Below are 25,912 nucleotides of genomic sequence, written 5' to 3' on the forward strand. Positions count from 1 at the left end.
GCGAAAGCTGGAGTGGGCGGGAGGCGCTCAACGTTGCCGGCTGGTCTTGGTCGGTACCATCTTGCGCAATATCTGCCGTGCCTTGCCGGTAAGACGCTGGAGTTTGGAGTCCTTCTCCGGCGCGCTCAATCCCTGCTGCTTCAGCCAGTCCTTCCAGCGAATCCGCTCGTCACGCACCAGCCAGCCTTGCTGCCGGGCGAAGCTTTCGGCCAGATACAGGCCGCGGGTGCTCGCCGGGTGCAACTGATCCTTCTTCAACGTATAGAGCTCGGCGCAGGGCTGACCGTCCTTGAGTGGCATCAGGTACAGGTCCGGGCGCTTGCGATCCAGGCGAGCCACCAGCTGGTCGCCCTCCAGGCGTTCGTCGACATGGAACAGGCTCAGGGACTTGGCCTCTTTCGGCACGTCCAGGCGCAGGTCATAGATCAGTTGCAGTGAAGCGGTGGGCAGGTGCACATAGGCCCGCGGCCGTTCCAGCAACTGCAGGTTGGCGCAGCGTACCGGGCGTGCCGCGCCTGATAGCGGCGTCAGGCGAAAGGGCAGGGCCTCGCGATAATGCAGGGCCGCCGAGTAAGGGGCGGGCAGCCAGGTGTCGTTGAAGCGCCCGCCGAGCCAGCCTTCCGGGGTTTCCAGCAGGCATTCCTCGGCGATTTCCTGGATGGCGGTATGCAGCGGCAGGTTCAGCTCATGGGCCGGGACGTAGCCGGAAATCAGCTTGAGCACCACGTCGCCGCGATCCTGCCGGCGCTGGCGCACCAGCACCCAATAGTCGCGGTTCTGCCAATGCAGGGTCAGGCGTACCGAGACGCCGAGGTTGGCCAGCTCCAGGGCGAAGCGCTCGGCGTCGGCCACCGCAACCGGGCGCCGGCGCTGCAGGGTCTGCGCAAAGTTTAGCGGCATGCCGACGCTCTGGTAGCTGAGGCCTTCGGGCGTCGCTTCGACGAACAGCGGCAGGGTCTTGAAGTTGCTGGGGTTCTTTCTTATGAGCGTACGCGGCATGTCGGCTCCTTCTTGCGTCGGGGTCGGCCGCGTGGGCGGCATCAGTTCTTGCGCAACACCTGCGCGACAGTGGCGACATTATGGGCCAGGTGCAACGGATTGATGGTCCCGACAATAGCACTGGCGACGCCCGGTTGATCGAACAGCAGTTCGAAGCTGGCGCGCACCGGGTCGACACCGGGGCTCAGGCACACATGGCCGCTGGCCAGGGCTTTTTTCACCAGAATGCCCTTGCCGTGGGCTGTGGCGTAATCGATGACGGCTCGCTCGTTCTGTTCGTTCAGATTGTAGGTGACCATGGCACAGTCACCTTGTTCCAGGGCCTTGAGGCCGCCCTCGACGGTTTTCCCGGAGAGGCCGAAGCCACGGATCTTGCCTTCCTGCTTGAGCTCGGCCAGCGTCTGGTACACCTCGCACTGCTCAAGGATGTGCAGGTCATTGCCGTCGGAATGCACCAGCACCAGGTCGATGAAGTCGGTTTCCAGGCGCTGCAGGCTGCGCTCCACCGACAGGCGGGTATGCGCGGCACTGAAGTCGTGGCGCGACAGGCCGTTTTCGAACTCTTCGCCGACCTTGCTGACAATCACCCAGTCCTGGCGTTGCCCGCGCAGCAGCGGGCCCAAGCGCTCCTCGCTGCGGCCATAGGCCGGCGCGGTGTCGATCAGGTTGATGCCCAGGTCGCGGGTCAGCTTGAGCAGCATGCGGGCTTCGGCGTCATCCGGAATCTGGAAGCCGTTGGGGTACTTCACCCCTTGGTCGCGCCCGAGCTTCACGGTGCCCAGGCCCAGTGGGGAGACCAGCAGCCCGGTGCTGCCGAAGGGGCGATGCAGGTCGTGCAGGGTCGCTTGGCTCATGGCAGCAGTTGCTCCCAGGCCGGTTGCGCGATGGCGGGTTTCGGCAGCGTCGGCAACGCAGTCGCGGGGCCCGGCTTGATACCGTCGCGCTCGAGGGCGGCGAACACCCGGTCGGCGAAGTCCGGGGCCAGGGCCAGCTTGGTCGGCCAGCCGACCAGCAGGCGGTCCTGTTCGGCGAGAAAGGCATTGTCCGGACGGGTCAGGCCCGACTGCGCGGGCTCGGCGCGGTCCACCCGCAGGGTGGCCCATTGCGCCTGGCTGAGATCGACCCATGGCAACAGGTTGCCGAGTTCTTTCTGGGCGGCCGCGATCTGCGCCGCCGGCTCGCGCGCCACGCCTTCGGCTTCGGCGATGTCGCCGCCGAGGTACCAGACCCACTGGCCGTCGGCAGCCGGGTGGGTGGTCACGGTGATCCGCGGCTTCGGCCCGCCGCCCAGACAGTGGGCGTACAGCGGTTTCAGGCTCGGGCCCTTGACGATCACCATGTGCAACGGCCGGCGTTGCATGGCCGGCTGGCTCAGGCCGAGGCTGCTCAGCAGCTCGGCATTGCCGGCGCCGGCGCTGAGCACGATGCGTTGCGCGCGGATTTCCCGCTCATCGACCCGCAGGCCCAGCAATTGCCCGTTTTCCCGCAGGGGTTCCATCTTCTGCCCGGCCAGCAGGCTATCGCCGCCCAGTTCGGCCAGGCGTCCGATCAGGCTCGGCACGTCCACCACCAATTCGGCCAGGCGATACACCTTGCCCTTGAAGCGACGGTCCTGCAGGGCCGGCGGCAACTGGTCGCCCTTGACCTGATCGACACGGCCACGCACGGCCTTGCTGGCGAAAAAGCTGGTGAGGTTGCCGGCCAGGGTGCCGGGGGACCACAGGTAATGGGCCTCGGACAGCAGGCGCACGCCGGAGAGGTCCAGCTCGCCGTTGCCGGCCAGGGCCTCGCGCCAGCGGCGCGGCATGTCGGCGATGGCTTCCGAGGCGCCGGTCAGGGCGCCGTGCAGGGCGTACTTGGCGCCGCCGTGAATGATTCCCTGAGACTTGACGCTTTGTCCGCCGCCGAGGCTGGCACTCTCCACCAGCACGGTGGAAAAGCCCTGGCGACGCAGGCGGGCGTTCAGCCAGAGGCCGGCGACTCCGGCGCCGACAATCAGCACGTCGGTGGAAATAACGGATGGCATGCAGCGACCTCAGTGTTCAAGACTAGGGGCGCAGTATACAGGCTCGAGCCGCGCAGGCTTTGTTGGCGATCAAACTGGCAGGGGCGCGCTTGGCGAAGCGCTTTGTGTAGCCGCTGCCGAAGGCTGCGATCGAGCGCGAAGCGGTCGCGCTCTTGAAGGGCCTGCGGCAGTGGTCATGGATCAGTGCCCGGCGGTCTTGGAAAACAGCTGGATCACCACCACGCCCAGGACGATCAGGGCCATGCCGAGCATTGCCGGGATATCCAGCTTCTGCCCGTAGAGGAACAGCGCGGCCACGCTGACCATGACAATGCCCATGCCGGCCCAGACCGCGTAAGCCACGCCCACCGGCACGGTGCGCACCACCAGGGTCAGCATCCAGAAGGCCACGCCGTAACCGACGATGATCAGCAGCAGCGGCAGTGGAGTACTCAGGCCTTTGACCGCTTTCATCGAAACAGTGGCGATCACTTCGGCGCAGATGGCGATGGCCAGGTAGGTGTAAGCGTTCATGGGAGAGTCCTCGTGTTTGGGCTTGCTTGATGAGGTCGGCATTCTAGAGATTGTGCAGATGGGGTAAAGTCATTACCTATCTGTTTTGAAGATGGGTTGCCTTATGAATGTGCAGTGGAATCTGGAGCAGATGCGGCTGTTCGTCAGCGTCGCCGAGCAACGTTCGTTTTCCGCGGTGGCCCGTGACCAGCACAAGGCGCAATCGGCGGTCAGCAGCGCGATTGCGCTGCTCGAGGCCGATCTCGGCGTGCTCTTGTTCGAGCGCAGCAGCGGTCGCCAGCCGAAACTCACCGAGGCGGGTCGTGCCTTGCTTGCGGAGGCGCGGGAAGTGCTGCGCCAATGCGAGCGCTTGAACGGGCGGGCGCTGGCGTTGATGCGGGGTGAGGAGGCGCGCTTGCGGCTGGCCCTGGACGAGGCGATGCCTTTCCAGCCGGTGCTCGATAGCCTTGAGGCGTTGTCCGAACGTTTCCCCAGTCTTGAGGTTCAACTGGCCAGCAGCGCCCAGGGTGATGTGGCGCGCAAGCTGTTGGACCGTCGGGCCGACCTCGGTTTGCTGTTTCACCATGAACAGATGTCCGAGGCCCTTGAGCGACGGGCCCTGGGCAGCGTCGAGATGGTCACGGTGTGCGCGGTCGGGCACCCGTTGGCCGGCGAGAAACAGGTGGATCGCCAGCAACTGGGGCGGCATCGACAGTTGTTGATTTCTCCGCAGTTGAGCACTTACCCCAGTGGCGAGCAGGTCAGCCCGCAAGTCTGGCGCGCCGACAGCTTCTACGCGATGGCCGAGCTGCTGATGCGCGGCCTGGGCTGGGCCTGGCTGCCGCGGCATGTGGTGCAGTACCCGGCCTATCAGAACCAGATGGTCGAGTTGGCCAGCGAGTGGACCCCGCCGGCACTGGTGGTGGAACTGGTCTGGCGCCGCGATGAACCCCTGGGGCCGGCGGCGCATTGGCTGGCGGAGCGTTTTGCCGTGCACTTGCGGGCGATTGGCTGAAAAAGCCGATAAACTCCGCCGCCATGAATAGAACTCTCTACACCGCGCTGTTTTACCTGGGGCTGCCATTGGTGGCGATTCGTCTGTGGCTGCGGGCGCGCAAGGCGCCGGCCTATGCCCGGCGGATTGGCGAACGTTTTTCCTGGGGGCTGCCGGCGATGCAGCCGGGCGGGATCTGGGTGCACGCGGTGTCGGTAGGCGAGAGCATCGCCGCCGCGCCGATGATCCGTGCCTTGCTGGCGCGTTATCCACAGCTGCCGATCACGGTCACCTGCATGACCCCCACGGGATCGGAACGTATCCAGGCGCTGTTCGCCAACGAGCCGCGCATTCAGCACTGCTACCTGCCTTACGACCTGCCTTGCGCCGCCGCGCGTTTTCTCGATCGGGTCCGGCCGAAGCTGGCGGTGATCATGGAAACCGAGCTGTGGCCCAATCACATTCACCAGTGCGCCAGGCGCGGGATTCCGGTGGCGCTGGCCAATGGGCGGTTGTCGGCGCGCTCGGCCCGGGGTTATGGGCGCTTTGCCAGGCTGACCGCACCGATGCTCGCTGAAATGAGCCTGTTCGCGGTGCAGACCGAGGCCGAGGCCGAGCGTTTTCGCCTGTTGGGCGCGCGCCCGGAAACAGTCGAGGTGACGGGCTCGATCAAGTTCGACCTGAGCGTCGACCCGCAACTGCTGGTGCGCGCCAGCGAGCTGCGCGAGCAATGGCAAGCCGGCGAACGCCCGGTGTGGATCGCCGCCAGTACCCATGAAGGCGAAGACGCCGTGGTGCTGGCTGCTCATCGCCAACTGCTGGCCAGCCACCCGGATGCCTTGCTGATCCTGGTGCCGCGTCATCCGGAGCGTTTCAATCCGGTGTTCGAGCTGTGCCGGCAGCAGGGCTTTAAGACCATTCGCCGCTCGAGCGCCGAGCCGGTCAGCGCCAGCACCTCGGTGCTGTTGGGCGACACCATGGGCGAGCTGCTGTTTCTCTATGCCCTGGCGGACAGCGCCTTTGTCGGCGGTAGCCTGGTACCCAATGGCGGGCACAATTTGCTGGAGCCGGCGGCCCTTTCCAAGCCGGTGCTGAGCGGGCCGCACCTGTTCAACTTCCTGGAGATCGCGGCGATGCTGCGCGAGGCGGGCGCCCTGCAGGAAGTGGACGATGCCCATGGCCTGGCGGTGGCGGTGCAGCGCCTGTTCGAGTTGCCCCGGGATGCGCAGAAGATGGCCGATGCCGGACTGCGGGTGATGCGCAGCAATCAGGGCGCCCTGCAGCGTCTGCTCGACGGGTTGGATCGCTTGCTGTAGCCGCTGCCGCAGGCTGCGATCGACCGGAACGGTCGTAAAAAAGGCCACCGCCATTCAATCGAATCGCGGTGGCCTTTTTGCGTGTCCTGCGGACAGGATCACAGCCAGCGGTAGCGGCTACAGGTTACTGCCCCGGCCGGGCCTTGAGCTGTTCCGCCGCGGCCTTGGCCAGGTCCGGCGGCAGGAAGTCGCGGTCCGGGTTGTAGTCGGCTTTCAGGTAGCGCGACAGGTCCTGCAAGTCACCCGGATTGAGGGTGCCGGCGGCTTGCTTGAGGCGCAGGTTGTCGAGGATGTAGTCGTAGCGGCTGTTGTTGTAGTTGCGCACCGAGGTGTACAGCTGGCGCTGGGCGTCGAGCACGTCGACGATATTGCGCGTACCGACCTGGTAGCCGATTTCCGTGGCTTCCACGGCGCTCTGGTTGGAGATGATCGACTGGCGCCGGGCCTGGACCTGCTCGACATCGGTGTTCACCGCGCGGTGCAGGTTGCGGGTGTTTTCCACCACCTGGCGCCGCAGGGCTTCACGGCGCTGCTCGCTCTGGGTCAGGCGCGAGTAGGACTCGCGGACCTGGGAGCTGGTCAGGCCGCCGCTGTAGATCGGAATGCTCAGTTGCAGGCCGATGCTGCGTTGTTCGACGTCACTGCCGTAACGCTGGCCCAGCGGGGCCGGGTTGCTGAAGCCGAGGGCGTCGTTGTCGCCTTTCTTGTATTGCGCCACGGCGTCGAGGGTCGGGGCGTGGCCGGCCTTGCGCTGCTTGAGGGTTTCCTCGGCGGCGCTGACCGCGTAGTTGCTGGCCAGCAGGTTGAGGTTCTGCTTGGCCGCGGTATCGACCCAGGCCTTGGCGTCATTCGGGGCCGGCGCCAGCACCGGCAGGCTGTGGACGATGCCCTGGATCGCGTTGTACTGGCGGTTGGTCAGGGTGATCAGGGCTTCGAAGGCGTCATCCACCTGGCGTTGGGCGAGGATCCGGTTGGCCCGCGCGGTGTCGTAGCTGGCCTGGGATTGCAGGACGTCGGTCTTGTCCGACAGGCCGACGTCGAAGCGTTCGTTGGACTGGTCGAGCTGACGCTTGAAGGCGGCCTCTTCGGCCTTGGTCGAGGCCAGGTTGTCCTGGGCGCGCAGGACCGAGAAGTAGCTCTCGGCGCTTTGCAGGATCAGGTTCTGCTCGGTGGCCGAGAGTTCCAGCGCGGCTTGTTCGTTGACGTCCTTGGCCGCTTGCAGCTGGAACCAGCGGTCGGCGCGGAAAATCGGCTGGGCCAGGGTCGCCTGGTACACGGTGCCGCTGCGGGTGGCGGTCATCGACGGCTCGTCGAACTTGGTCCGGGTGTTGTTCAGGTCGGCACCGGCCGAGAGGTTGGGCAGCAAACCGGCGCGCGCCTGTGGCACCACTTCCTTGCGTGCGTCGTAATCGGCGCGGGCGGCGGCGAGGTCGGCGTTGTTGTCCACCGCCTCCTGGTAGACGCTGACCAGGTCGGTTTTGGTGGTCAGGGGCGCTTCTGCTGCCCAGGCCATTCCATTGGACGCACAAGACACGGCGATGGCCAGTGAGAGTTTGCGCAGCATTCGGCGATCCCTAGAGTTGATATTACGAGGATAATTCTGGCGCCAAGGCTAAGTCTCGGCCTGTGCAGCGTCAAGGTTCGACGCAACCTGAGCGAGTGTAGATGCGCCTGCGAAGGGCAACAATCCTGCATTTACGCCATTCATCATGCTGTTTGCCGTGGGGTTGGCGTTCTGCACCGGCTTTGTCTAGACTGGCCGGGTTCTTGTCGGGGTGCCTTGCTATGAGGCTGAGATCGGATAATCCGGATCCCGTTGAACCTGATCAGGTTAGCGCCTGCGTAGGGAACAAGATTTCTCGTCACCCGGCGAGTCCTCTTGTGCTTCGTCCGGGATGTTGTTCGACAATCGAACACCCCTCGAGCACCAAGCACTGCACCAGCTGGTTTTCGCCTCTGGCTCCAGCCATGGTTGCGTCCGTTCGTTACAGGTTCGCTCCGACAAAAATCCACTGCCTGGATGCTGTCTGGAGAGCCCGTGATGACTACAAAATTAAAAAACGCTACCCACCTTAGCGAATCGGCCAAGGTCGATGAGCAGTCGGTTCAGCCCTTTACCCGCTCGCAAAAAATCTATGTCCAGGGTTCGCGCCCGGACATTCGCGTGCCGATGCGCGAAATCAGCCTCGACGTGACCCCGACCGACTTCGGCGGCGAGATCAACGCGCCGGTCACCGTCTATGACACCTCCGGCCCGTACACCGACCCCAACGTGGTGATCGACGTGCGCAACGGTCTGGGCGATGTGCGCTCGGCCTGGATCGACGACCGTGGCGACACCGAGCGCCTGCCGGGCCTGAGTTCCAACTTCGGCCAGGAACGCCTCGCCGATCCCGAGCTGACCAAGCTGCGCTTTGCCCGCGTCAACAACCCGCGCCGGGCCAAGGTCGGGGCCAACGTCAGCCAGATGCACTACGCGCGCAAGGGCATCATCACCGCCGAGATGGAATACGTCGCCATCCGCGAAAACATGAAGCTGCAAGAGGCTCGCGCCGCGGGTCTGCTCGATCAACAGCACGCCGGCCACAGCTTCGGCGCCAGCATCCCGAAAGAAATCACCCCCGAGTTCGTCCGTGAGGAAATCGCCCGCGGTCGCGCGATCATTCCGGCCAACATCAACCACGTCGAACTGGAACCGATGATCATCGGCCGCAACTTCCTGGTGAAGATCAACGGCAACATCGGCAACAGCGCCCTGGGTTCGTCCATCGAAGAAGAAGTGGCGAAGCTGACCTGGGGCATCCGCTGGGGTTCGGACACCGTCATGGACCTGTCCACCGGCAAGCACATCCACGAAACCCGTGAGTGGATCATCCGCAACTCGCCAGTGCCGATCGGTACCGTGCCGATCTACCAGGCGCTGGAGAAGGTCAACGGCGTGGCCGAAGACCTGACCTGGGAGCTGTTTCGCGACACCTTGATCGAGCAGGCGGAGCAGGGCGTCGACTACTTCACCATCCACGCCGGCGTGCTGCTGCGCTATGTGCCGCTGACCGCCAAGCGCGTGACCGGCATCGTCTCCCGCGGCGGTTCGATCATGGCCAAGTGGTGCCTGGCGCATCACAAGGAAAACTTCCTCTACACCCACTTCGACGAAATCTGCGAAATCATGAAGGCCTACGACGTCAGCTTCTCGCTGGGCGACGGCCTGCGTCCGGGCTCGATCGCCGACGCCAACGACGAAGCGCAGTTCGGCGAGCTGGAAACCCTCGGCGAGCTGACCAAGATCGCCTGGAAGCATGACGTGCAGTGCATGATCGAAGGCCCTGGCCACGTGCCGATGCAACTGATCAAAGAGAACATGGACAAGCAGCTGGAGTGCTGCGACGAGGCGCCGTTCTACACCCTCGGCCCGCTGACCACCGACATCGCCCCGGGCTACGACCACATCACCTCCGGTATCGGCGCGGCGATGATTGGCTGGTTCGGCTGCGCCATGCTCTGCTACGTGACGCCGAAGGAGCATCTGGGCCTGCCGAACAAGGATGACGTGAAGACTGGGATCATCACCTACAAGATCGCCGCGCACGCTGCGGATCTCGCGAAAGGTCACCCGGGTGCGCAGATCCGTGACAACGCGCTGTCCAAGGCGCGTTTCGAATTCCGTTGGGAAGACCAGTTCAACCTCGGCCTCGACCCGGACACCGCGCGCGCCTACCACGACGAGACCCTGCCCAAGGATTCGGCCAAGGTCGCGCACTTCTGCTCCATGTGCGGGCCGAAGTTCTGCTCGATGAAAATCACCCAGGAGGTCCGTGAGTACGCGGCCAACCAGCGCATCGAAGCGGTGGACGTGGATGTCGCCAAGGGGCTGGCGGAGCAGGCTGAGCGCTTCAAGCAGGAAGGCAGCCAGCTGTACAAGAAGGTTTAAGCGACAAGTTGCAAGCTGCAAGTTAAAGGCAAAAGTGGTCCTGCTTTTTCTTGCAGCTTGAGGCTTGCAGCTAACGCGCCCTTTTCCTGCCCCGAGATAACCGTCTTGAACACTTATTCACCAGACACCGCGGTCCCCGCAGACAGGCGCGTATTCGGCGCGCGCGATCTGTTTTCCCTGTGGTTTTCCCTCGGCATCGGCCTGATGGTGTTGCAGACCGGCGCGCTGCTGGCGCCAGGCCTGGGCCTGTCCGGTGCCTTGCTGGCGATCTTTCTCGGTACGGCGGTCGGCGTCTTGCTGCTCGCGGCGGTCGGGGTGATCGGCAGCGATACCGGCCTGTCGTCCATGGCGGCGCTCAAGCTCAGCCTCGGTACTTACGGCGCGAGCCTGCCGGCGTTGCTCAACCTGTTGCAACTGGTGGGCTGGGGCTCGTTCGAGATCATCGTCATGCGCGATGCCGCCAGCCTGTTGGGCACTCGTGCGTTCAGCGAAGGCAGCCTGCTGGCCAGTCCTTTGCTCTGGACCCTGTTTTTCGGCGCACTGGCGACTTTGCTCGCGGTCAGCGGGCCGCTGACTTTCGTGCGCAAGGTCCTGCGCAAGTGGGGCATCTGGCTGCTGTTGGCGGCCTGCCTGTGGCTGACCTGGAACCTGTTCGCCAAGGCCGATCTGGCCGCGCTCTGGGCCCAGGCCGGCGACGGCTCCATGCCGCTCGGCGTGGGCTTCGATATCGCGATCGCCATGCCGCTGTCGTGGTTGCCGCTGATTGCCGACTACTCAAGGTTCGGCAAGCGTGCGCGCAATGTCTTTGGTGGTACGGCGCTGGGGTTCTTTATCGGCAATCTGTGGTTGATGAGCCTGGGCGTGGCCTACACCCTGGCCTTTGCGCCGAGTGGCGAAGTCAATGCGCTGCTGCTGGCTTTGGCCGGCGCGGGCCTGGGGATTCCGCTGTTGCTGATCCTGCTGGACGAGTCGGAAAACGCCTTTGCCGATATCCATTCGGCCGCGGTTTCCTGCGGCATTCTGTTGCGTCTGAAAGTCGAGCACCTGGCTTTGGCCATTGGCGTGCTCTGCACTCTGATCGCCTGCCTGGCGCCGTTGGCCCAGTATCAGAACTTCCTGCTGCTGATCGGCTCGGTGTTCGCGCCGCTGTTCGGCGTGGTGCTGGTGGATCACTTCATCCTGCGCAAGCGCAGTGCACAGGAACTGTCCGTGGGGTGGCGCTGGCCGGCGTTGCTGGCCTGGCTGGGCGGGGTCAGCACCTATCACCTGCTGGCCAACTTCTATCCGGATGTTGGCGCAACCCTGCCGTCACTGGTGTTGGCAGGGCTGCTGCAGGGGCTGCTGGGATGGGCCTTCAGCCACGGCCAGGAAACAGCTCGGGCTTGAGAATGCCGTTCAGGCGGTTGTAAGGGATCTTCAGTTCAATGTGGCCCAGCGCGTAAGGCGCGATCACCGACACGTTGTACTTGAGGATCACGCCGCCGTAGGTCAGCGCCACGTTCGGGGTTTTCTGGAACGGCCAGCTCTTGATGAACTCCGGCTCCTGGTCCAGCTTGGTGCTGATCAGCCAGCTGTTGTGAGCCACTTGGGCGGCTTTCCAGAACGCGGCTTCCTGGCCCGGGCGCAGCATGTCGGACAGGGTCAGTTCCTTGTGCAGCTCGCGGGAGTAGTTGATGAAGCCGCGACCGGGCGTGCCGTGGGCGCCGCCGGTGTCCAGGTAGCTGGCCAGTTCGATGATCACCAGGCCGTCATGCTGTTCGCGTACCTTGGCTTGCAGGTACATGCTGTTGCGGCTGTCGGCCTCGCGCAGGAACTTCTCCCGATAGGCGCTCAGCGTCGCTGGCACGGCCTGGTCCGCGGTGGTGCGGGTCATCTGCAGCAGGCGCTTTTCAATCAGCGCATCCAGCTGCGGCTCGTCGGCGAAGTGCACGGTGTCGATGTTCACCAGCGGGCAATCCTGATTGCTGCAGCCGGGCTTGATCTGTTCCGACTTGTCGCTGGTGCTTTGCAGGGGCTTTTGATAGCTGGGTTGGAACAGGCTTTGGCAGGCGCCCAGAGTCAGGGCCAGGCAAGCCACGGAGGCGATTTTAAGAAGCGACATGTGCGTCCTTGATAAACCAGAGGTAGGCAAAAGTTACCGGCTTCGACTGCCTGCGGGGCAATCAGTTCGCCACTAAGCTCAATAGAGGCAATTAGATTAGGTTTGCCCCCTTGCCGTCTATCCCGCTGATGGCAAAGGGGCTGCATCATCGGTCAGCGGCGCGTTAGGATGGCGCGAAGTCGAGGGGGAGCCTCGGATCGAATTGCAGGAAACGAGGATTGCTATGACGGACTTTGCCAACACCACGCCGACCACTGTCGATATCGTTCGGCGCGAGAAATGCTTCCAGGGTTTTTATCAGCTCGACCGTGTGCACCTGCGCCACGAGCTGTTCGCCGGTGGCATGGGGCGCGAAATCAGTCGTGAAATCTTTGTCCGTCACGATGCTGTCTGCGTCCTGCCATACGATCCGCAACGCGATGAAGTGGTGTTGATCGAGCAGTTTCGCGTCGGCGCCATGGGGAAAACCGCGACCCCCTGGTTGATCGAGCTGGTCGCCGGTCTGATCGACAAGGACGAGCAGCCGGAAGAAGTTGCTCACCGCGAGGCGCAGGAGGAAGCTGGACTGACATTCTCCGCGCTGTGGCCGATGATCCAGTATTTCCCGTCGCCGGGGGGCAGTACCGAGTTCGTGCATCTGTACCTGGGGCGCTGCGACAGCAGCGGTGCCGGTGGCCTGCACGGGCTGGAGGAAGAGGCGGAGGATATCCGTGTGTCGGTCTGGGCTTTCGAAGACGCACTGCAGGCGGTAAGGGATGGGCGGATTTCCAACGCGGCGAGCATTATTGCCTTGCAATGGCTGGCTTTGAACCGCGTTGAAGTGAGGGGGTTATGGTCGTAAACAAAGTGCGCGATCGCTATCGGGTCGATCTCGTGGGGCTGCAAGCGTCCTGCGAGGCGAACTATGCCCGACTGATGCGCCTGTTGCCCGACATGCGCAACCAGCCGGTGGCGCGGCGGATCGCGGTGACCCAGGGCGACCAGATGCTGGGCGTGCTGGCGCTGGAGGTGCTGCTGGCCTGTCCCTACACCACCACCCTGCAGGTGCGTCAGGAGCACAGCCTGCCCTGGCTGCCGGTGCCGCAGCTGGAGGTCCAGGTCTACCACGACGCGCGCATGGCCGAGGTCATCAGTGCCGAGCACGCTCGGCGCTTTCGTGGCATCTATCCGTATCCGAATGCCTTCATGCACCAGCCGGACGAGAAGGCCCAGCTCAATGTATTTCTCGGTGAATGGCTGAGCCACTGCCTGGCTTGCGGTCATGAGTTCGAGGCCGTGCGGTAGATGTGAACTGCGTCCGGTTCGCCGGTTTCCTCTTTTGAATTTCCCCCAGCATAATTGCCCCCATTCCTCACTTCCCGTGACACGCCCTGGGAGGCCGCCTTGCCGAGCGTATCCACTCTGACCACCGACGATCCTGTGTTGCTGGTGCAGTTGTCCGACAGCCATCTGTTCGCCGAAGCGGACGGCACGCTGTTGGGCATGAATACCCGCGACAGCCTGCAGCGGGTGATCGATCTGGTGCTGGAACAGCAACCGCGGATCGACCTGATGCTGGCCACGGGCGATTTGTCCCAGGACGGTACGCTGGAGTCCTATCAGCTGTTTCGTGACATGACCCGGCAGATTCCGGCGCCGGCGCGCTGGATTCCCGGTAACCACGACGAGCCGCAAATCATGGCGCAGGCGGCGACCCAGAGTTCGTTGCTGGCGCCGGTGGTGGATATCGGCAACTGGCGGATCACCCTGCTCGACTCGGCCGTACCCGGTTCGGTGCCGGGCTATCTGCAGGACGATCAATTGCAGCTGCTCGCCAGTGCCCTGAGCGAAGCCCCCGAACGCCATCACCTGGTATGCCTGCACCATCATCCAGTCTCCATCGGGTGTGCCTGGATGGAGCCCATCGGGCTGCGCAATCCGCATGCGCTGTTCGCCGTGCTGGAGCGCTTTCCACAGGCGCGCGCGGTGCTCTGGGGCCATGTGCATCAGGAAATCGACCGCCAGCAAGGGCCTTTGCGCCTGCTGGCGTCGCCCTCGACCTGCATCCAGTTCGAACCGGGCAGCGAGGATTTCCAGGTCGGTGAGACCGCGCCGGGTTATCGCTGGCTGCGCCTGCTGCCCGACGGGCGCCTGGAAACCGGTGTCGAGCGGGTCACCGGCTTCGATTTTCAGGTCGATTACGGCAGCGACGGCTACTGATTCCGGCCCGGAGCCGCAGTCTGCGGCGGCAGGACAAAGGGATACACCTGAACACAAGTCAAGCGGCGATACACCCTGTAAACTGCGCCTTTTTGCACGATGCAAAGGGAGTGCGCATGTCCGGTTCGATCCTGTATATCCACGGCTTCAACAGCGCACCGGCGTCGAAGAAAGCCAGCCAGCTGATCGCTGTCATGGAGGCGCTCGGCCGCGGTGAACAGCTGCGGGTGCCGGCCTTGCATCATCATCCACGCGAGGCCATTGGCCAGTTGGAACAGGCGATTGCCGAACTCGGACGGCCGCTGCTGGTCGGCAGCTCTCTCGGCGGCTACTATGCGACTCACCTTGCCGAGCGTCACGGCCTGAAAGCCCTGCTGATCAACCCCGCGGTCAGTCCGCACCGGATGTTCGACGGCTTTCTGGGCACGCAGACCAACCTCTATACCGGGGAAACCTGGGAACTGACCCACGACCACGTGACGGCCCTGGCCGAGCTGGAAGTGCCGGCGCCCCAGGACCCGCAGCGGTTCCAGGTCTGGCTGCAGACAGGTGACGAGACGCTGGACTATCGCAGCGCCCAGCTGTATTACCGAGCCTGTGCCTTGCGCATCCAGGCCGGCGGCGACCATAGTTTCCAGGGTTTTGCCGGACAATTGCCGGCGTTGTTGAATTTTGCCGGCATCGGCCCGGATCAGTACCAGGCGATCGATTTCACCTCGCTGTGAACCCTCGCTTCTATTTCATTGAACGACTAACGACGAGACCCCATGGCCACTCCCAGCGCTAGCTCTTATAACGCAGACGCCATCGAAGTCCTCTCGGGCCTCGACCCGGTGCGCAAACGCCCGGGCATGTACACCGACACCACCCGGCCGAACCACCTCGCCCAGGAAGTCATCGACAACAGTGTCGACGAAGCCCTGGCGGGGCACGCGAAGTCGATCCAGGTCATCCTGCATGCCGACCATTCCCTGGAAGTGTCCGATGACGGTCGCGGCATGCCAGTGGACATTCACCCCGAAGAGGGCGTGTCCGGTGTCGAGCTGATCCTCACCAAGCTCCATGCGGGCGGCAAGTTTTCCAACAAGAACTACCAGTTCTCCGGCGGTCTGCACGGGGTGGGTATTTCCGTGGTCAATGCCTTGTCGAACCAGGTGCGGGTGCGGGTCAAGCGTGATGGCAACGAATACCAGATGACCTTCGCCGACGGCTTCAAGGCCACCGAGCTGGAAGTGGTCGGCAGCGTCGGCAAGCGCAATACCGGGACCAGCGTGTACTTCGCCCCGGATCCGAAATACTTCGATTCGCCGAGATTCTCCGTCAGCCGCCTCAAGCATGTGCTCAAGGCCAAGGCCGTGTTGTGCCCGGGGCTGCTGGTCAGCTTCGAAGACAAAGGCACCGGCGAGAAGGTCGAGTGGCATTACGAAGACGGCCTGCGCTCCTATCTGGTGGACGCGGTCAGCGAATTCGAACGCCTGCCGGCCGAGCCTTTCTGCGGCAGCCTGGCCGGTAACAAGGAAGCGGTGGACTGGGCCCTGCTGTGGTTGCCGGAAGGCGGCGACAGCGTGCAGGAAAGCTACGTCAACCTGATTCCGACCGCCCAGGGCGGTACCCACGTCAACGGTTTGCGCCAGGGCCTGCTGGACGCCATGCGCGAGTTCTGCGAATTCCGCAACCTGCTGCCGCGTGGCCTGAAGCTGGCACCGGAAGATGTCTGGGAGCGCATCGCCTTCGTTCTGTCGATGAAGATGCAGGACGCGCAGTTCTCCGGCCAGACCAAGGAACGCCTGTCGTCCCGCGAGGCGGCCGCCTTCGTTTCGGGCGTGGTCAAGGACGCGTTCAGCCTGTGGCTCAACGCCAACCCGGAACTGGGCATGCAACTGGCGGAGCTGGCCATCAGCAACGCCGGCCGTCGCCTCAAGGCCAGCAAGAAGGTCGAGCGCAAGCGCATCACCCAGGGCCCGGCATTGCCAGGCAAGCTGGCGGATTGCGCCGGCCAGGACCCGATGCGTTCCGAGCTGTTCCTGGTGGAAGGTGATTCCGCCGGTGGTTCGGCCAAGCAGGCGCGGGACAAGGAATTCCAGGCGATCCTGCCGCTGCGCGGCAAGATCCTCAACACCTGGGAAGTCGACGGCAGCGAAGTCCTGGCCAGCCAGGAAGTGCACAACATCGCCGTGGCCATCGGGGTCGACCCGGGCGCCGAGGACATGAGCCAGCTGCGCTACGGCAAGATCTGCATCCTCGCCGACGCCGACTCCGACGGCTTGCACATCGCGACGCTGCTCTGCGCGCTGTTCGTCCAGCATTTCCGTCCGCTGGTGGATGCCGGTCACGTCTACGTGGCGATGCCGCCGCTATACCGCATCGACCTGGGCAAGGAGATCTACTATGCCCTCGACGAAGCCGAGCGCGATGGCATTCTCGATCGCCTGGTGGCCGAGAAGAAGCGTGGCAAGCCGCAGGTCACCCGATTCAAAGGCCTGGGTGAAATGAACCCGCCACAACTGCGCGAAACCACCATGGACCCGAACACCCGGCGCCTGGTGCAGTTGACCCTCGGTGAAGACTTCGCCGCGACCTCGGAAATGATGGACATGCTGCTGGCGAAGAAACGCGCCGGCGATCGCAAGAGCTGGCTGGAGTCCAAGGGCAACCTGGCCGAGGTTCTGGCCTGATGCGCAGAGGCTTTGCCCTGGCGTTACTGCTATTGGCAACCTCGGCGATGGCCGACCCCTTGCCCGAGTTGAGGCTGCTGGCCGAGCATCCGGTGGACGGCATGCGTGGCGGTAACCTGTCGGGGCTGGCGTTGTGTGGCAAGGCGCTGTGGACGGTCTCCGACCGCGACGACGACCAGATCTATCGGCTCGATACCAGCGATCGGGTCTGGCAGGCCGAGACCGTGCGCATCGATGTGCCGCCGGTGCCGGACAGCGGTTTGCCCTGGGGCTTGAACTCGCGTACCTGGGTCGCGTCGTTCGTGCGCGGCGGCGACCTGGATTTCGAGGGCATTACCTGCGACAGCGCCGGCAACAAGTATGTGGTCAGCGAGTCCCATGCGGCAGTGTTGCAGCTGCCGCCGACGGGTTCGGCCGCCTGGCTGAAGATTTCGCCGATCATGGTGCGCGAAGCGCGGGCCAGCGGTATGTTGCTGCACTTCAATGCCCTGTTCGAAGGCCTGGCGGTCAACCCGGCCGGCGACCGGATCTGGCTGGCCGCCGAGCGCGAGCGCCGCGGGCTGCTGTTGATCAAGCGCCAGCAGAGTGTCTGGGATTGCGACGGCGGCTGTGTGCTGCTCAGCGAGGCCGGGTTGGAAATGCAGCCGCCGCAGATGCCCAAGGCCAAGGCGGTGTCCCGGGATTTCGCCGACCTGTCGCTGTTCGAGGGCAAGTTGTTCACCCTCGAGCGCAATGCGTTCCAGGTCTGTCGTCGTGATGCGTCGACGGCCAAGGTCGAGCGTTGCTGGTCGTTTGCCGCCGAGGCGTTGCAGGAAAACCGGCGTTATCCACAGGCCTATGGCCTGACCGAGGCCCTGGTGGTGGATGCCGACGGCGCCTGGATTGGTGTGGATAACAACACCGGAGCCCGTGCCGACGGTGAAAAACGCCCGATCGTCTGGCGCTTCGCCGCGCCCGAGGGCGGTTGGAGTGCCAAGCCGTGAGCCAGCAGCCACCGGGCAAACGTGCCGGACGCGTGCTGCTGGTGCTGGCCTGGGGCGCCGGCCTGTTCCTGGCGACACGGTTTTTTGGCGAGTGGGAACAGCGTCAGGAGAACCCCAATGCTGTCGTCACTTCGCAACAACATGAGGGTTACATCGAAGTGAAACTGGTCGACAACGGCCAGGGGCATTTCGTCGCCAGCGGCCAGATCAACGGCCAGCCGGTGAATTTTATGCTCGATACCGGAGCGACCGATGTGTCGATCCCGTCCGGGCTGGCCGAGCGTCTTGGCCTGGAGAAGGGCGCACCGGTGACCCTGAGTACCGCCAACGGTCGTAGCGAGGGTTATCGAACCCGCCTCGACCGCCTGCAACTGGGCGATATCGTCCTGCGCGATGTCCGTGCGCTGGTCGCGCCGGGCCTGGGTGGCGAGCAGGTGTTGCTGGGCATGAGCGCTTTGAAAAAACTTGAATTTACCCAGCGCGGCGGCACTTTGCTGCTGCGCCAGACAACGAACTGATGAGGCCCGCATGAGCGACTCCCTGGATCTCAGCCTGGATGGCGTAGAACGCCGATCGCTGGCTGACTTCACCGAAAATGCCTACCTCAACTACTCCATGTACGTGATCATGGACCGTGCTTTGCCGCATATCGGCGACGGCCTGAAACCGGTACAGCGGCGTATCGTCTACGCCATGAGTGAGCTGGGGCTGGATGCCGATTCCAAGCACAAGAAGTCCGCCCGTACGGTCGGTGACGTGCTGGGTAAGTTCCACCCCCACGGCGACTCGGCCTGCTACGAAGCCATGGTGCTGATGGCGCAGCCTTTCAGCTATCGCTACACGCTGGTGGACGGCCAGGGTAACTGGGGTGCGCCGGACGATCCCAAGTCCTTCGCCGCCATGCGTTACACCGAAGCGCGCCTGTCGCGTTACTCCGAAGTGCTGCTCAGCGAGCTGGGCCAGGGTACCGCGGACTGGGGGCCGAACTTCGACGGTACCCTGCAGGAACCCCTGGTATTGCCGGCACGTTTGCCGAATATCCTGCTCAACGGCACCACTGGTATCGCCGTGGGCATGGCCACTGACGTGCCGCCGCACAACTTGCGCGAAGTCGCCACCGCTTGCGTGCGCCTGCTGGATGAGCCCAAGGCCACGGTCGAGCAGCTCTGCGAGCACATTCAGGGTCCGGACTATCCGACCGAGGCGGAAATCATCACGCCGCGCGCCGACCTGCTGAAAATCTATGAAACCGGTCGCGGTTCGGTGCGCATGCGTGCCGTCTATCGCATTGAGGATGGCGACATCATCGTCACCGCGCTGCCGCACCAGGTGTCCGGCGCCAAGGTGCTGGAACAGATCGCCGCGCAGATGCAGGCCAAGAAGCTGCCGATGGTCGCCGACCTGCGCGACGAGTCGGACCACGAGCACCCATGCCGGATCGTGATCATTCCGCGTTCCAACCGGGTCGATCCCGACGAGCTGATGCAGCATCTGTTCGCCACCACCGAGCTGGAATCCAGTTACCGGGTCAACGTCAACATCATCGGCCTGGACGGCAAGCCGCAACTGAAGAACCTGCGCGCCCTGCTGGTGGAGTGGCTGGAGTTCCGCGTACTGACGGTGCGCCGCCGCCTGCAGTTCCGCCTGGACAAGGTCGAGCGCCGCCTGCACCTGTTGGACGGCTTGCTGATCGCCTACCTCAACCTGGATGAAGTGATCCACATCATTCGTACCGAGGACCAGCCGCGAGCCAAGCTGATCGAGCGTTTCGCCCTGAGCGAAGTGCAGGCCGACTACATCCTCGATACCCGCCTGCGTCAGTTGGCGCGGCTGGAAGAGATGAAGCTGCGCGCCGAGCAGGACGAGCTGCTCAAGGAGCAGGCCAAGCTGCAAGCCCTGCTCAACAGCGAAGCCAAGCTGAAGAAGCTGGTGCGCACCGAATTGCTGCAGGACGCCGAAACCTACGGCGACGACCGTCGTTCGCCGATCGTCGAGCGCGCCGAGGCCAAGGCCCTGTCGGAAAATGAGCTGATGCCGACCGAGCCGGTCACCATCGTTCTGTCGGAAAAAGGTTGGGTACGCTGCGCCAAAGGGCATGATATCGACGCCACGGGGCTGTCCTACAAGGCCGGCGACGGCTTCAAGACCTCGGCCATCGGGCGCTCCAACCAGTTCGCGGTGTTTATCGACTCCACCGGGCGCAGTTATTCGGTGGCGGCGCATACGCTGCCATCGGCCCGTGGCCAGGGCGAGCCGCTGACCGGGCGCCTGACGCCGCCGCCTGGGGCCAGTTTCGAATGCGTACTGCTGCCGGACGACGAGGCGCTGTACGTGATCGCCTCCGACGCGGGTTACGGCTTCGTGGTCAAGGGCGAGGATCTGCAAGCCAAGAACAAGGCCGGCAAGGCGTTGTTGAGCCTGCCGAACAACGCCAAGGTGCTGTTGCCGCGGCCGGTGAGCGATCGTGAACAGAACTGGCTGGCTTCGGTGACCACCGAAGGGCGTTTGCTGGTGTTCAAGATCAGCGACCTGCCGCAGTTGGGCAAAGGCAAGGGCAACAAGATCATCGGGATTCCGGGTGAGCGAGTGGCCAGCCGCGAGGAGTACGTGACCGATATCGCGGTACTGCCGGAAGGCGCGACACTGGTGCTGCAGGCCGGAAAACGTACCCTGTCGCTCAAGGCCGATGACCTCGAACATTACAAGGGCGAGCGCGGTCGCCGGGGGAACAAACTGCCACGGGGCTTCCAGCGAGTGGATGCGTTGTTGGTAGAAACTCTCAATTGATGCGGGTTAGAGCGTCCGATCTGCGATTTAACCGGTAGATCGGCGCTACAACACTGGAGTCATGGCGCATATTCACGGATGATATGCGCTTTCAAGCGCCGGCGTGGCTGAGCGTTATTCAGGGTTATTTTGAGTATTTACACTGTGGCTAGCCTTGTGGCCGCCACCTGGATGGGATGATGACTGCTCTGCGCCTTCCTCTTGTTTTCTTGCTCGCTGGCGTTCTTGGCCTGGCGGGTTGCAGCGTACACCAGCCGGTGTCGCTGTATCAGCTGGACAGCGGAAGTCCAGCTCAACCGGCACAAAGCGCCGGTATGGCCGTATTGCTGGGGCCGGTACTGGTTGCCGACTACCTGCAACGTGAAACCTTGCTGCAACGTCAGAACGACGGCAGCCTGCAGGCTTCGACCGACGGTCGCTGGGCCGGCAGCCTGTCTTCCGATATCGATCAGTTGTTGTTGCGTCAGGTCGCCGGCCAGCTGGACAGCCAGCGTGTAGTGCTGGCGCCGGCGAGCACCGGCTTCACTCCGGATGTGCAGGTTTTGCTGTCGATCACTCGCCTGGATTCGGGCGCCTCGCAACCGGCGGTTCTCGATGCGCAATGGCGCCTGATCGATCGCCGTGGGCAGGTTCGCGACAACCGTATCGTTCATCTGCAGGAGCAGCATGCGGGTACCACCGCGTCCCAGGTCCAGGCCCAGGGCGTATTGCTGCAACGCCTGGCCGAGCAGCTCTCGGGTGCCCTCAAGCCGCTGGCCAACCAGCCTACGGTAGCCGAGGTACCCCGCAAGGCGGCGCCTGCGCCGGCGGCAAAGCCGGCCGAGCAGGAGAAGCAGCCGAAGATTCCAATGGCCACGCCTATCCGCACGGATATGGAAGTGTTCCGCTTCTGAGTGTTGCGGTTCCAGGACAAAGCCCGCTGATCAGCGGGCTTTGTCGTTTCTGGGGGGGGCAGGTTGAGCCTGAGGTAATGGTGCGCCCTTGATGGAGTATCGCGAGCAAGCTCGCTCCTACAGAGGGGCGACTGGCTTGCTCGCGACGACTGTGCCGCAGCCACAAAAAAGCCCGCATCGCTGCGGGCTTTTTGTTGGGCGGCTGGCTTAGAGCTTGGCCCGGGTCTCGTGCATCCGCGCCAGTTGCCGTTCCAGCATAGATGGGTAGGGCTCCATCAGGCGTTCGACGCAGCAGGCGCCTTCCGGGCTGGCGATCGGACGGATGCGCGCGCGCTGACGAATCAGGGCGTCATCGTTGATCTTGCGCTCGACCAGCAGCAGGTTGCGGCTGTGCTGGGACAGCGCCAGGGCGTCCTGGGCGGTCTCGGTCAGCAGCAGGTCGATCTGGCTCAGGCCGAACAGCTCTTCGCCAAGGGTCAGGCCCAGTTGCAGCTGCAGGGTGATGCCGCTGTCGGCCACTTCGATTTGCAGGGCGTGGCCCAGGGCGCGCAGCAACTCGCCACAGCAGATGGCATTGGTCAGGTAGTCGTCGCCGCTGTCTTCGCTGTGGAACAGCATCAGCGTGCTGCCGTCGTTCAGGGTGTGCAGTTCGCTCTGGTACAGCGAGGCGGCCTGGTCGAGGCAGTCGCGATAACGTTCCAGCAATTCCGTCAGGCGGGCGCGGGGCAGGCGGCGCAGTTGCTCCTGGGCGCCCAGTTGCACGGCCAGGACCGCACTGTGCTGCGGCTGTGCCGGTACCGTGGGTTTCACGATCGGCTTGGCAGCGGTCGCGGTGGACGAGCTGTCGCGAAGGTCGGCGAACGGGTCTTCATCGTCGACCAGGTCCTCTTCGGCGCTGACCACGTGCCGTGGCGCGGGCTTGAGCCCGGCTACGGGAACGCTTTCATCGAAGCTCGGGTCACGCAGGTTGCGCACCTCGAAGGTCGGTTCCGCGTCTTCGCTGTCGTCGTAGTCGGTATCGTCGGTCTCGGCTTGCGGTTCGGGTTCCGGCTCGACCTTCTCGGGGGCGAAGCTGGCGTGCAGCTGGCGCGCCAGGTCGCCAATCTCGTCCTGGCGCTGGGTGGCCGGGGTGTTTTCGTCGATATCCCGCAGCCAGACCCGCAGTTGCATCAGCGGTGTGGAGATGTGCCGTCCCAGGCGCAGGCTCAAGGCCAGGGCCAAAGCCAGCAGGATCGCGCTGAGAATGCCCATGCTCTGCAGGCTGATGGTCATCGGCTGCTGGAATTGTTCCATGTCCAGGCTGATGCGCAGGTTGCCCGCGGTCACGTCCTGGAAGGTGATCTTGGTCTGGTAGACGCCTTCGGTTTCCCCCAGCAGGCTGCTTTTCGGGCGCTGACCGGCTTCGGCGAGGATGCGGTTGTCCACGCTGTAGATCGCCGCATGGGCAACCAGCGGGTTCTTGGTCAGGTTATTCAGCAGCACGTTGAGGCTGAGGATGTCGTTGGACACCAACAGCTCGGTGGCCGAGGTCGCGGTCTGGGTGGTCAGGCTCTGACCCAGGGCGTCGGCCTGTTCGTGCATGGCCTGCTTGAACTGCAGGCCCATCACGCAGGCATAGATCACCAGGGCCAGGGCGACCAGGATCACGTTATGGCTGGCAATGCGCAATGCAATCGGTACACGGCGGTGACGCAGTGCACGGAAGATCAGCAGGAAGAAGTTATCGGTTTTAACTGGCGTGGGCCGGTTCACTGAGCTCGGCTCTTTTGTCCGTGAAGTTGAGGCGCAGTATAGCGACAGGCCCTAGACCGGCAAAGCGCTGGCTGTGCCCGATGGTCACTGAAAGTGGGTAGAATGCGGTTTTTTTCCACCTGCGGGGGTGCGCCTTGCGCGAAATCGTCCTGATAAACATCACTGGTGAAGACCGTCCGGGTCTCACTGCGGCCATTACCGGCGTTCTGGCCCAGGGTGGTGTGAACATTCTCGACATCGGTCAGGCGGTGATTCACGACACTCTGTCGTTCGGCATCCTGGTTGAAATTCCGGACAACGAGCAGAGTTCGTCGGTGCTCAAGGACATTCTGTTCACCGCCTATGAGCTGGACCAGCAGGTCCGTTTCACGCCGGTTTCCGAAGAGGATTACCAGCAGTGGGTCCGCGGTCAGGGCAAGAAGCGCCATATCGTCACCTTGCTGACCCGCAAGGTCACGGCCGAGCAGTTGCAGCGCGTCAGTTCGATCACCGCCAAGTACGGCTTGAACATCGACCACATCGATCGCCTCTCCGGGCGCATGCCGCTGGACACCCCGGCCGACAAGGGCAAGGGTTGCATCGAGTTCTCCGTGCGGGGCGAAGCGGCCGATCCGCAGGCATTGCGTGCCGAGTTCCTCAGCGTCGCCCAAGAGCTGAACGTCGACATCGCCTTCCAGGAAGACTCGCTGTTCCGTCGCAACCGCCGCCTGGCGGTGTTCGACATGGACTCGACGCTGATCGAGGCGGAAGTCATCGACGAACTGGCCAAGGCGGCCGGCGTGGGTGACCGCGTAGCGGAAATCACCGAGCGGGCCATGGCCGGCGAGCTGGATTTCCGCGCCAGCTTCAAGGAGCGCCTGGCCTTGCTCCAGGGCCTGGACATCAAGGTGCTGGACTCCATCGGCGCATCGCTGCGCCTGACCGAAGGGGCCGAGACCCTGTTCGCCGAGCTCAAGCGCCTGGGCTACAAGACTGCGATCCTCTCGGGTGGCTTCACCTATTTCGCCAAGCAATTGCAGGCCAAGCTGGGGATCGACTACGTATTCGCCAACGAGCTGGAAGTGGTCGACGGCAAGGTGACCGGTGTCGCGGTCGAGCCGATTGTCGACGCCCAGCGCAAGGCCGATCTGCTGCGCGAGCTGGCCGCCAAGGAAGGTTTGCGCCTGGAGCAGACCATCGCGGTCGGCGACGGCGCCAACGACCTGCCGATGCTGGCGATTGCCGGCCTGGGCGTGGCCTTCCGCGCCAAGCCGCTGGTCAAGCAGTCGGCCAAGCAGGCGATCTCCACCCTGGGCCTGGATGGCGTGCTGTATCTGCTGGGCTTCCGCGATCGCGACGGCCAAAGTTGATCCAGTAGGAGGTGCGCCGTCGCCAGGCTGCGCACCGCGGAACCTGAGTCCGCTGCCGGTCCGATGCTCTCCAGGCCGGCAGCGGGAGGCCTAGTCCAAGGCTTTGCCCGCGGTTTCCGGCACCATGGCCAGGCCGATCAGCGACAACAGAATGCAGACCATCACATACCAGGCCGGCGAGCTGGGGTCGCCCGTGAGCTTGATCAGGCCAGAGGCGAAGAACTGCGCAAAACCGCCGAACACCATGACTCCCAGGCAATAGACGATGGACATGCCGCTGGCACGGATGCGGCGTGGAAACAGCTCCGGCAACACTGCAAGGGAGGGTACCGAGGTATATACCAAAGGCACGCTCAGCAGGCTGACTACCAATAGCAGCATTGGCAAGCCGGGCATGGCATGCAGCAGCAGGAAGCCAGGGTAGATCAGCGCCAGCAACGCCAGCCGCGGCAGCAGGATCGATCGGCGCCGGCCGATCCGATCGCTCAATCGCCCCGCCGGGACCGACAGCAGCACCGTCAGCAGTGCCGACGCCGAGGCCGCCCAGATCGCCACCGACAGGGGCATGCCGAGCAAGGTCACGGCGTGGTTGGCCAGGTAGTGGCTAATGATAAAGGTCGGTGCCGTTGCTCCCACCGCCACTAACACTCCGGCGATAATCTGCCGCGAGTGCTGGCGCAGCAACGGCCCCGCCGGTTCCTGGTCTGGCGCAGGCTCACCTTGGGGCGAGCTGGTGCTAACGGCGGCAGTTTCATCCAGCCGGTGGCGAATGTATTCACCTACCGGAATCGTCAGCACGCCGACCGCGAACACCATCCGCCAGCCCCAACTGTCCATGGCTTCCGGTGACAGAACTGCGCCCAGCAACGCCACCACCAATGTGCCGCAGAGTACCCCCAGGCCCTGGCTCAACAGCTGCCAGCTACAGTAATAGCCGCGTGTTCGGTCGTTGGCGTACTCCATCAGCATGGAGGTGGCCGCACCGACCTGGCCACCCACGGCAAAGCCTTGCACCAGGCGCGCCAGCAGCACCAGCAGCGGGCCCAGCAGGCCGGCCTGGGCGTAAGTGGGGGCGATCACTAACAGCAGCGAACCAATGGCCATCAGCCAAAGGCTTAGTCGCAACGCCGGTTTGCGGCCTCGACGGTCGGCATACAGGCCAATCAGGATGCCGCCGATGGGCCGGCTGATAAAACCGGTGCCAAATACCGCCAGCGACAGCATCAATTGCAACAAGGGTTCATCGGTAAATGGAAAGAACAGGCGCCCCATCAAGGTGGCCAGGGCGCTGTAGACGATGAAGTCGTAGAACTCCAGGGCGTTGCCCAGTGTGATGGCGATAATTGCGCGCCGACTGGGAGCCGACGCATTGAGCACCGGCGCTTTCTGTAAAGTGGTCATGGCAAGTGCTCCCG

22 protein-coding genes and 1 riboswitch are annotated in these 25,912 nt (G+C 63.8%); of the genes, 14 read left to right on the plus strand and 8 right to left on the minus strand.

Translation table 11 applies throughout. The annotated features are described in order from the left end of the window. Window positions 1-27 precede the first annotated feature (27 nt). The 4 genes from CXQ81_RS05055 to CXQ81_RS05070 form a co-directional block, all read right to left on the minus strand. On the minus strand, window positions 28-999 hold the full coding sequence (locus tag CXQ81_RS05055) for a hypothetical protein (protein WP_007921453.1): 972 nt from the start codon (window positions 997-999) through the stop codon (window positions 28-30). Between the two features lie 41 nt (window positions 1,000-1,040). Beyond that, window positions 1,041-1,853, minus strand: coding sequence for an aldo/keto reductase (locus CXQ81_RS05060; RefSeq protein WP_007921452.1), 813 nt, complete (start codon window positions 1,851-1,853; stop codon window positions 1,041-1,043). Next, entirely contained in the window at window positions 1,850-3,025 is a 1,176-nt protein-coding gene (locus CXQ81_RS05065; RefSeq protein WP_101336661.1) for an FAD-binding oxidoreductase, read from the minus strand. Before CXQ81_RS05065 ends, CXQ81_RS05060 begins: the two co-directional genes overlap by 4 nt. Before the next feature lie 180 nt (window positions 3,026-3,205). Then, window positions 3,206-3,538 carry a multidrug efflux SMR transporter gene (locus tag CXQ81_RS05070; protein WP_007921448.1) on the minus strand — a complete coding sequence of 111 codons (333 nt, stop codon included), beginning with the start codon at window positions 3,536-3,538 and terminating at the stop codon, window positions 3,206-3,208. A 109-nt stretch (window positions 3,539-3,647) separates the two neighbouring features. Here CXQ81_RS05070 and CXQ81_RS05075 point away from each other — a divergent pair, with 109 nt between their 5' ends. Next, window positions 3,648-4,532 carry a LysR family transcriptional regulator gene (locus CXQ81_RS05075; protein ID WP_162805206.1) on the plus strand — a complete coding sequence of 295 codons (885 nt, stop codon included), beginning with the start codon at window positions 3,648-3,650 and terminating at the stop codon, window positions 4,530-4,532. Between the two features lie 23 nt (window positions 4,533-4,555). After that, window positions 4,556-5,827, plus strand: a complete 1,272-nt coding sequence (gene waaA / locus CXQ81_RS05080) for a lipid IV(A) 3-deoxy-D-manno-octulosonic acid transferase (RefSeq protein WP_101336662.1) — start codon at window positions 4,556-4,558, stop codon at window positions 5,825-5,827. Window positions 5,828-5,951: 124 nt separating this feature from the next. Here the strand turns inward: waaA and CXQ81_RS05085 are convergent, their stop codons facing one another. After that, window positions 5,952-7,391: a TolC family outer membrane protein gene (locus tag CXQ81_RS05085; RefSeq protein WP_009041884.1), complete on the minus strand. Its 1,440-nt coding sequence runs from the start codon at window positions 7,389-7,391 to the stop codon at window positions 5,952-5,954. Between the two features lie 197 nt (window positions 7,392-7,588). Continuing rightward, window positions 7,589-7,693: riboswitch (TPP riboswitch) on the plus strand. A gap of 175 nt (window positions 7,694-7,868) precedes the next feature. Between CXQ81_RS05085 and thiC the strand changes: the two genes are divergently transcribed. Both thiC and cytX read left to right on the plus strand, forming a co-directional pair. Then, window positions 7,869-9,758 (plus strand): phosphomethylpyrimidine synthase ThiC, encoded by a 1,890-nt coding sequence (gene thiC / locus CXQ81_RS05090; RefSeq protein ID WP_101336663.1) that lies wholly within the window; start codon window positions 7,869-7,871, stop codon window positions 9,756-9,758. 96 nt (window positions 9,759-9,854) lie between these two features. After that, window positions 9,855-11,144: a putative hydroxymethylpyrimidine transporter CytX gene (gene cytX, locus CXQ81_RS05095; RefSeq protein ID WP_101339381.1), complete on the plus strand. Its 1,290-nt coding sequence runs from the start codon at window positions 9,855-9,857 to the stop codon at window positions 11,142-11,144. Here the strand turns inward: cytX and CXQ81_RS05100 are convergent. After that, window positions 11,113-11,859: an RsiV family protein gene (locus CXQ81_RS05100; protein ID WP_007921428.1), complete on the minus strand. Its 747-nt coding sequence runs from the start codon at window positions 11,857-11,859 to the stop codon at window positions 11,113-11,115. The genes cytX and CXQ81_RS05100 overlap by 32 nt on opposite strands. Before the next feature lie 223 nt (window positions 11,860-12,082). Between CXQ81_RS05100 and CXQ81_RS05105 the strand changes: the two genes are divergently transcribed. The 9 genes from CXQ81_RS05105 to CXQ81_RS05145 all read left to right on the plus strand — a co-directional run bounded on the left by CXQ81_RS05105 (window position 12,083) and on the right by CXQ81_RS05145 (window position 21,396). Continuing rightward, window positions 12,083-12,700, plus strand: a complete 618-nt coding sequence (locus CXQ81_RS05105; RefSeq protein WP_007921427.1) for an NUDIX domain-containing protein — start codon at window positions 12,083-12,085, stop codon at window positions 12,698-12,700. Further along, window positions 12,691-13,143, plus strand: a complete 453-nt coding sequence (locus CXQ81_RS05110) for a DUF1249 domain-containing protein (protein ID WP_007921426.1) — start codon at window positions 12,691-12,693, stop codon at window positions 13,141-13,143. The genes CXQ81_RS05105 and CXQ81_RS05110 overlap by 10 nt, the downstream gene beginning before the upstream one ends. Window positions 13,144-13,242: 99 nt before the next feature. Further along, window positions 13,243-14,058: a 3',5'-cyclic-AMP phosphodiesterase gene (cpdA, locus tag CXQ81_RS05115; protein ID WP_101336664.1), complete on the plus strand. Its 816-nt coding sequence runs from the start codon at window positions 13,243-13,245 to the stop codon at window positions 14,056-14,058. A gap of 116 nt (window positions 14,059-14,174) precedes the next feature. Continuing rightward, on the plus strand, window positions 14,175-14,783 hold the full coding sequence (locus tag CXQ81_RS05120) for a YqiA/YcfP family alpha/beta fold hydrolase (RefSeq protein ID WP_101336665.1): 609 nt from the start codon (window positions 14,175-14,177) through the stop codon (window positions 14,781-14,783). A 42-nt stretch (window positions 14,784-14,825) separates the two neighbouring features. Beyond that, window positions 14,826-16,733 carry a DNA topoisomerase IV subunit B gene (gene parE, locus CXQ81_RS05125; RefSeq protein WP_101336666.1) on the plus strand — a complete coding sequence of 636 codons (1,908 nt, stop codon included), beginning with the start codon at window positions 14,826-14,828 and terminating at the stop codon, window positions 16,731-16,733. After that, window positions 16,733-17,716 carry an esterase-like activity of phytase family protein gene (locus CXQ81_RS05130; RefSeq protein WP_101336667.1) on the plus strand — a complete coding sequence of 328 codons (984 nt, stop codon included), beginning with the start codon at window positions 16,733-16,735 and terminating at the stop codon, window positions 17,714-17,716. Before parE ends, CXQ81_RS05130 begins: the two co-directional genes overlap by 1 nt. Further along, complete coding sequence (locus CXQ81_RS05135) at window positions 17,713-18,234, plus strand: TIGR02281 family clan AA aspartic protease (protein WP_101336668.1); 522 nt, start codon at window positions 17,713-17,715, stop codon at window positions 18,232-18,234. Before CXQ81_RS05130 ends, CXQ81_RS05135 begins: the two co-directional genes overlap by 4 nt. A 10-nt stretch (window positions 18,235-18,244) precedes the next feature. Further along, entirely contained in the window at window positions 18,245-20,503 is a 2,259-nt protein-coding gene (gene parC, locus CXQ81_RS05140) for a DNA topoisomerase IV subunit A (RefSeq protein WP_009041892.1), read from the plus strand. A gap of 179 nt (window positions 20,504-20,682) precedes the next feature. Next, on the plus strand, window positions 20,683-21,396 hold the full coding sequence (locus tag CXQ81_RS05145) for a membrane integrity-associated transporter subunit PqiC (protein ID WP_007921414.1): 714 nt from the start codon (window positions 20,683-20,685) through the stop codon (window positions 21,394-21,396). A gap of 207 nt (window positions 21,397-21,603) precedes the next feature. On the opposite strand, the gene CXQ81_RS05150 is transcribed toward CXQ81_RS05145, so the two are convergent. Then, entirely contained in the window at window positions 21,604-23,148 is a 1,545-nt protein-coding gene (locus tag CXQ81_RS05150; protein ID WP_101336669.1) for an AhpA/YtjB family protein, read from the minus strand. A gap of 134 nt (window positions 23,149-23,282) precedes the next feature. Between CXQ81_RS05150 and serB the strand changes: the two genes are divergently transcribed. Continuing rightward, window positions 23,283-24,497, plus strand: coding sequence for a phosphoserine phosphatase SerB (serB, locus tag CXQ81_RS05155; protein WP_101336670.1), 1,215 nt, complete (start codon window positions 23,283-23,285; stop codon window positions 24,495-24,497). A 90-nt stretch (window positions 24,498-24,587) separates the two neighbouring features. Here serB and CXQ81_RS05160 read toward each other — a convergent pair whose 3' ends face one another. Further along, window positions 24,588-25,898, minus strand: a complete 1,311-nt coding sequence (locus tag CXQ81_RS05160) for an MFS transporter (RefSeq protein ID WP_007921410.1) — start codon at window positions 25,896-25,898, stop codon at window positions 24,588-24,590. Between the last annotated feature and the right edge of the window lie 14 nt (window positions 25,899-25,912).

This window comes from Pseudomonas sp. 09C 129 (genome assembly GCF_002843625.1).
Taxonomy (GTDB): domain Bacteria; phylum Pseudomonadota; class Gammaproteobacteria; order Pseudomonadales; family Pseudomonadaceae; genus Aquipseudomonas; species Aquipseudomonas chlororaphis.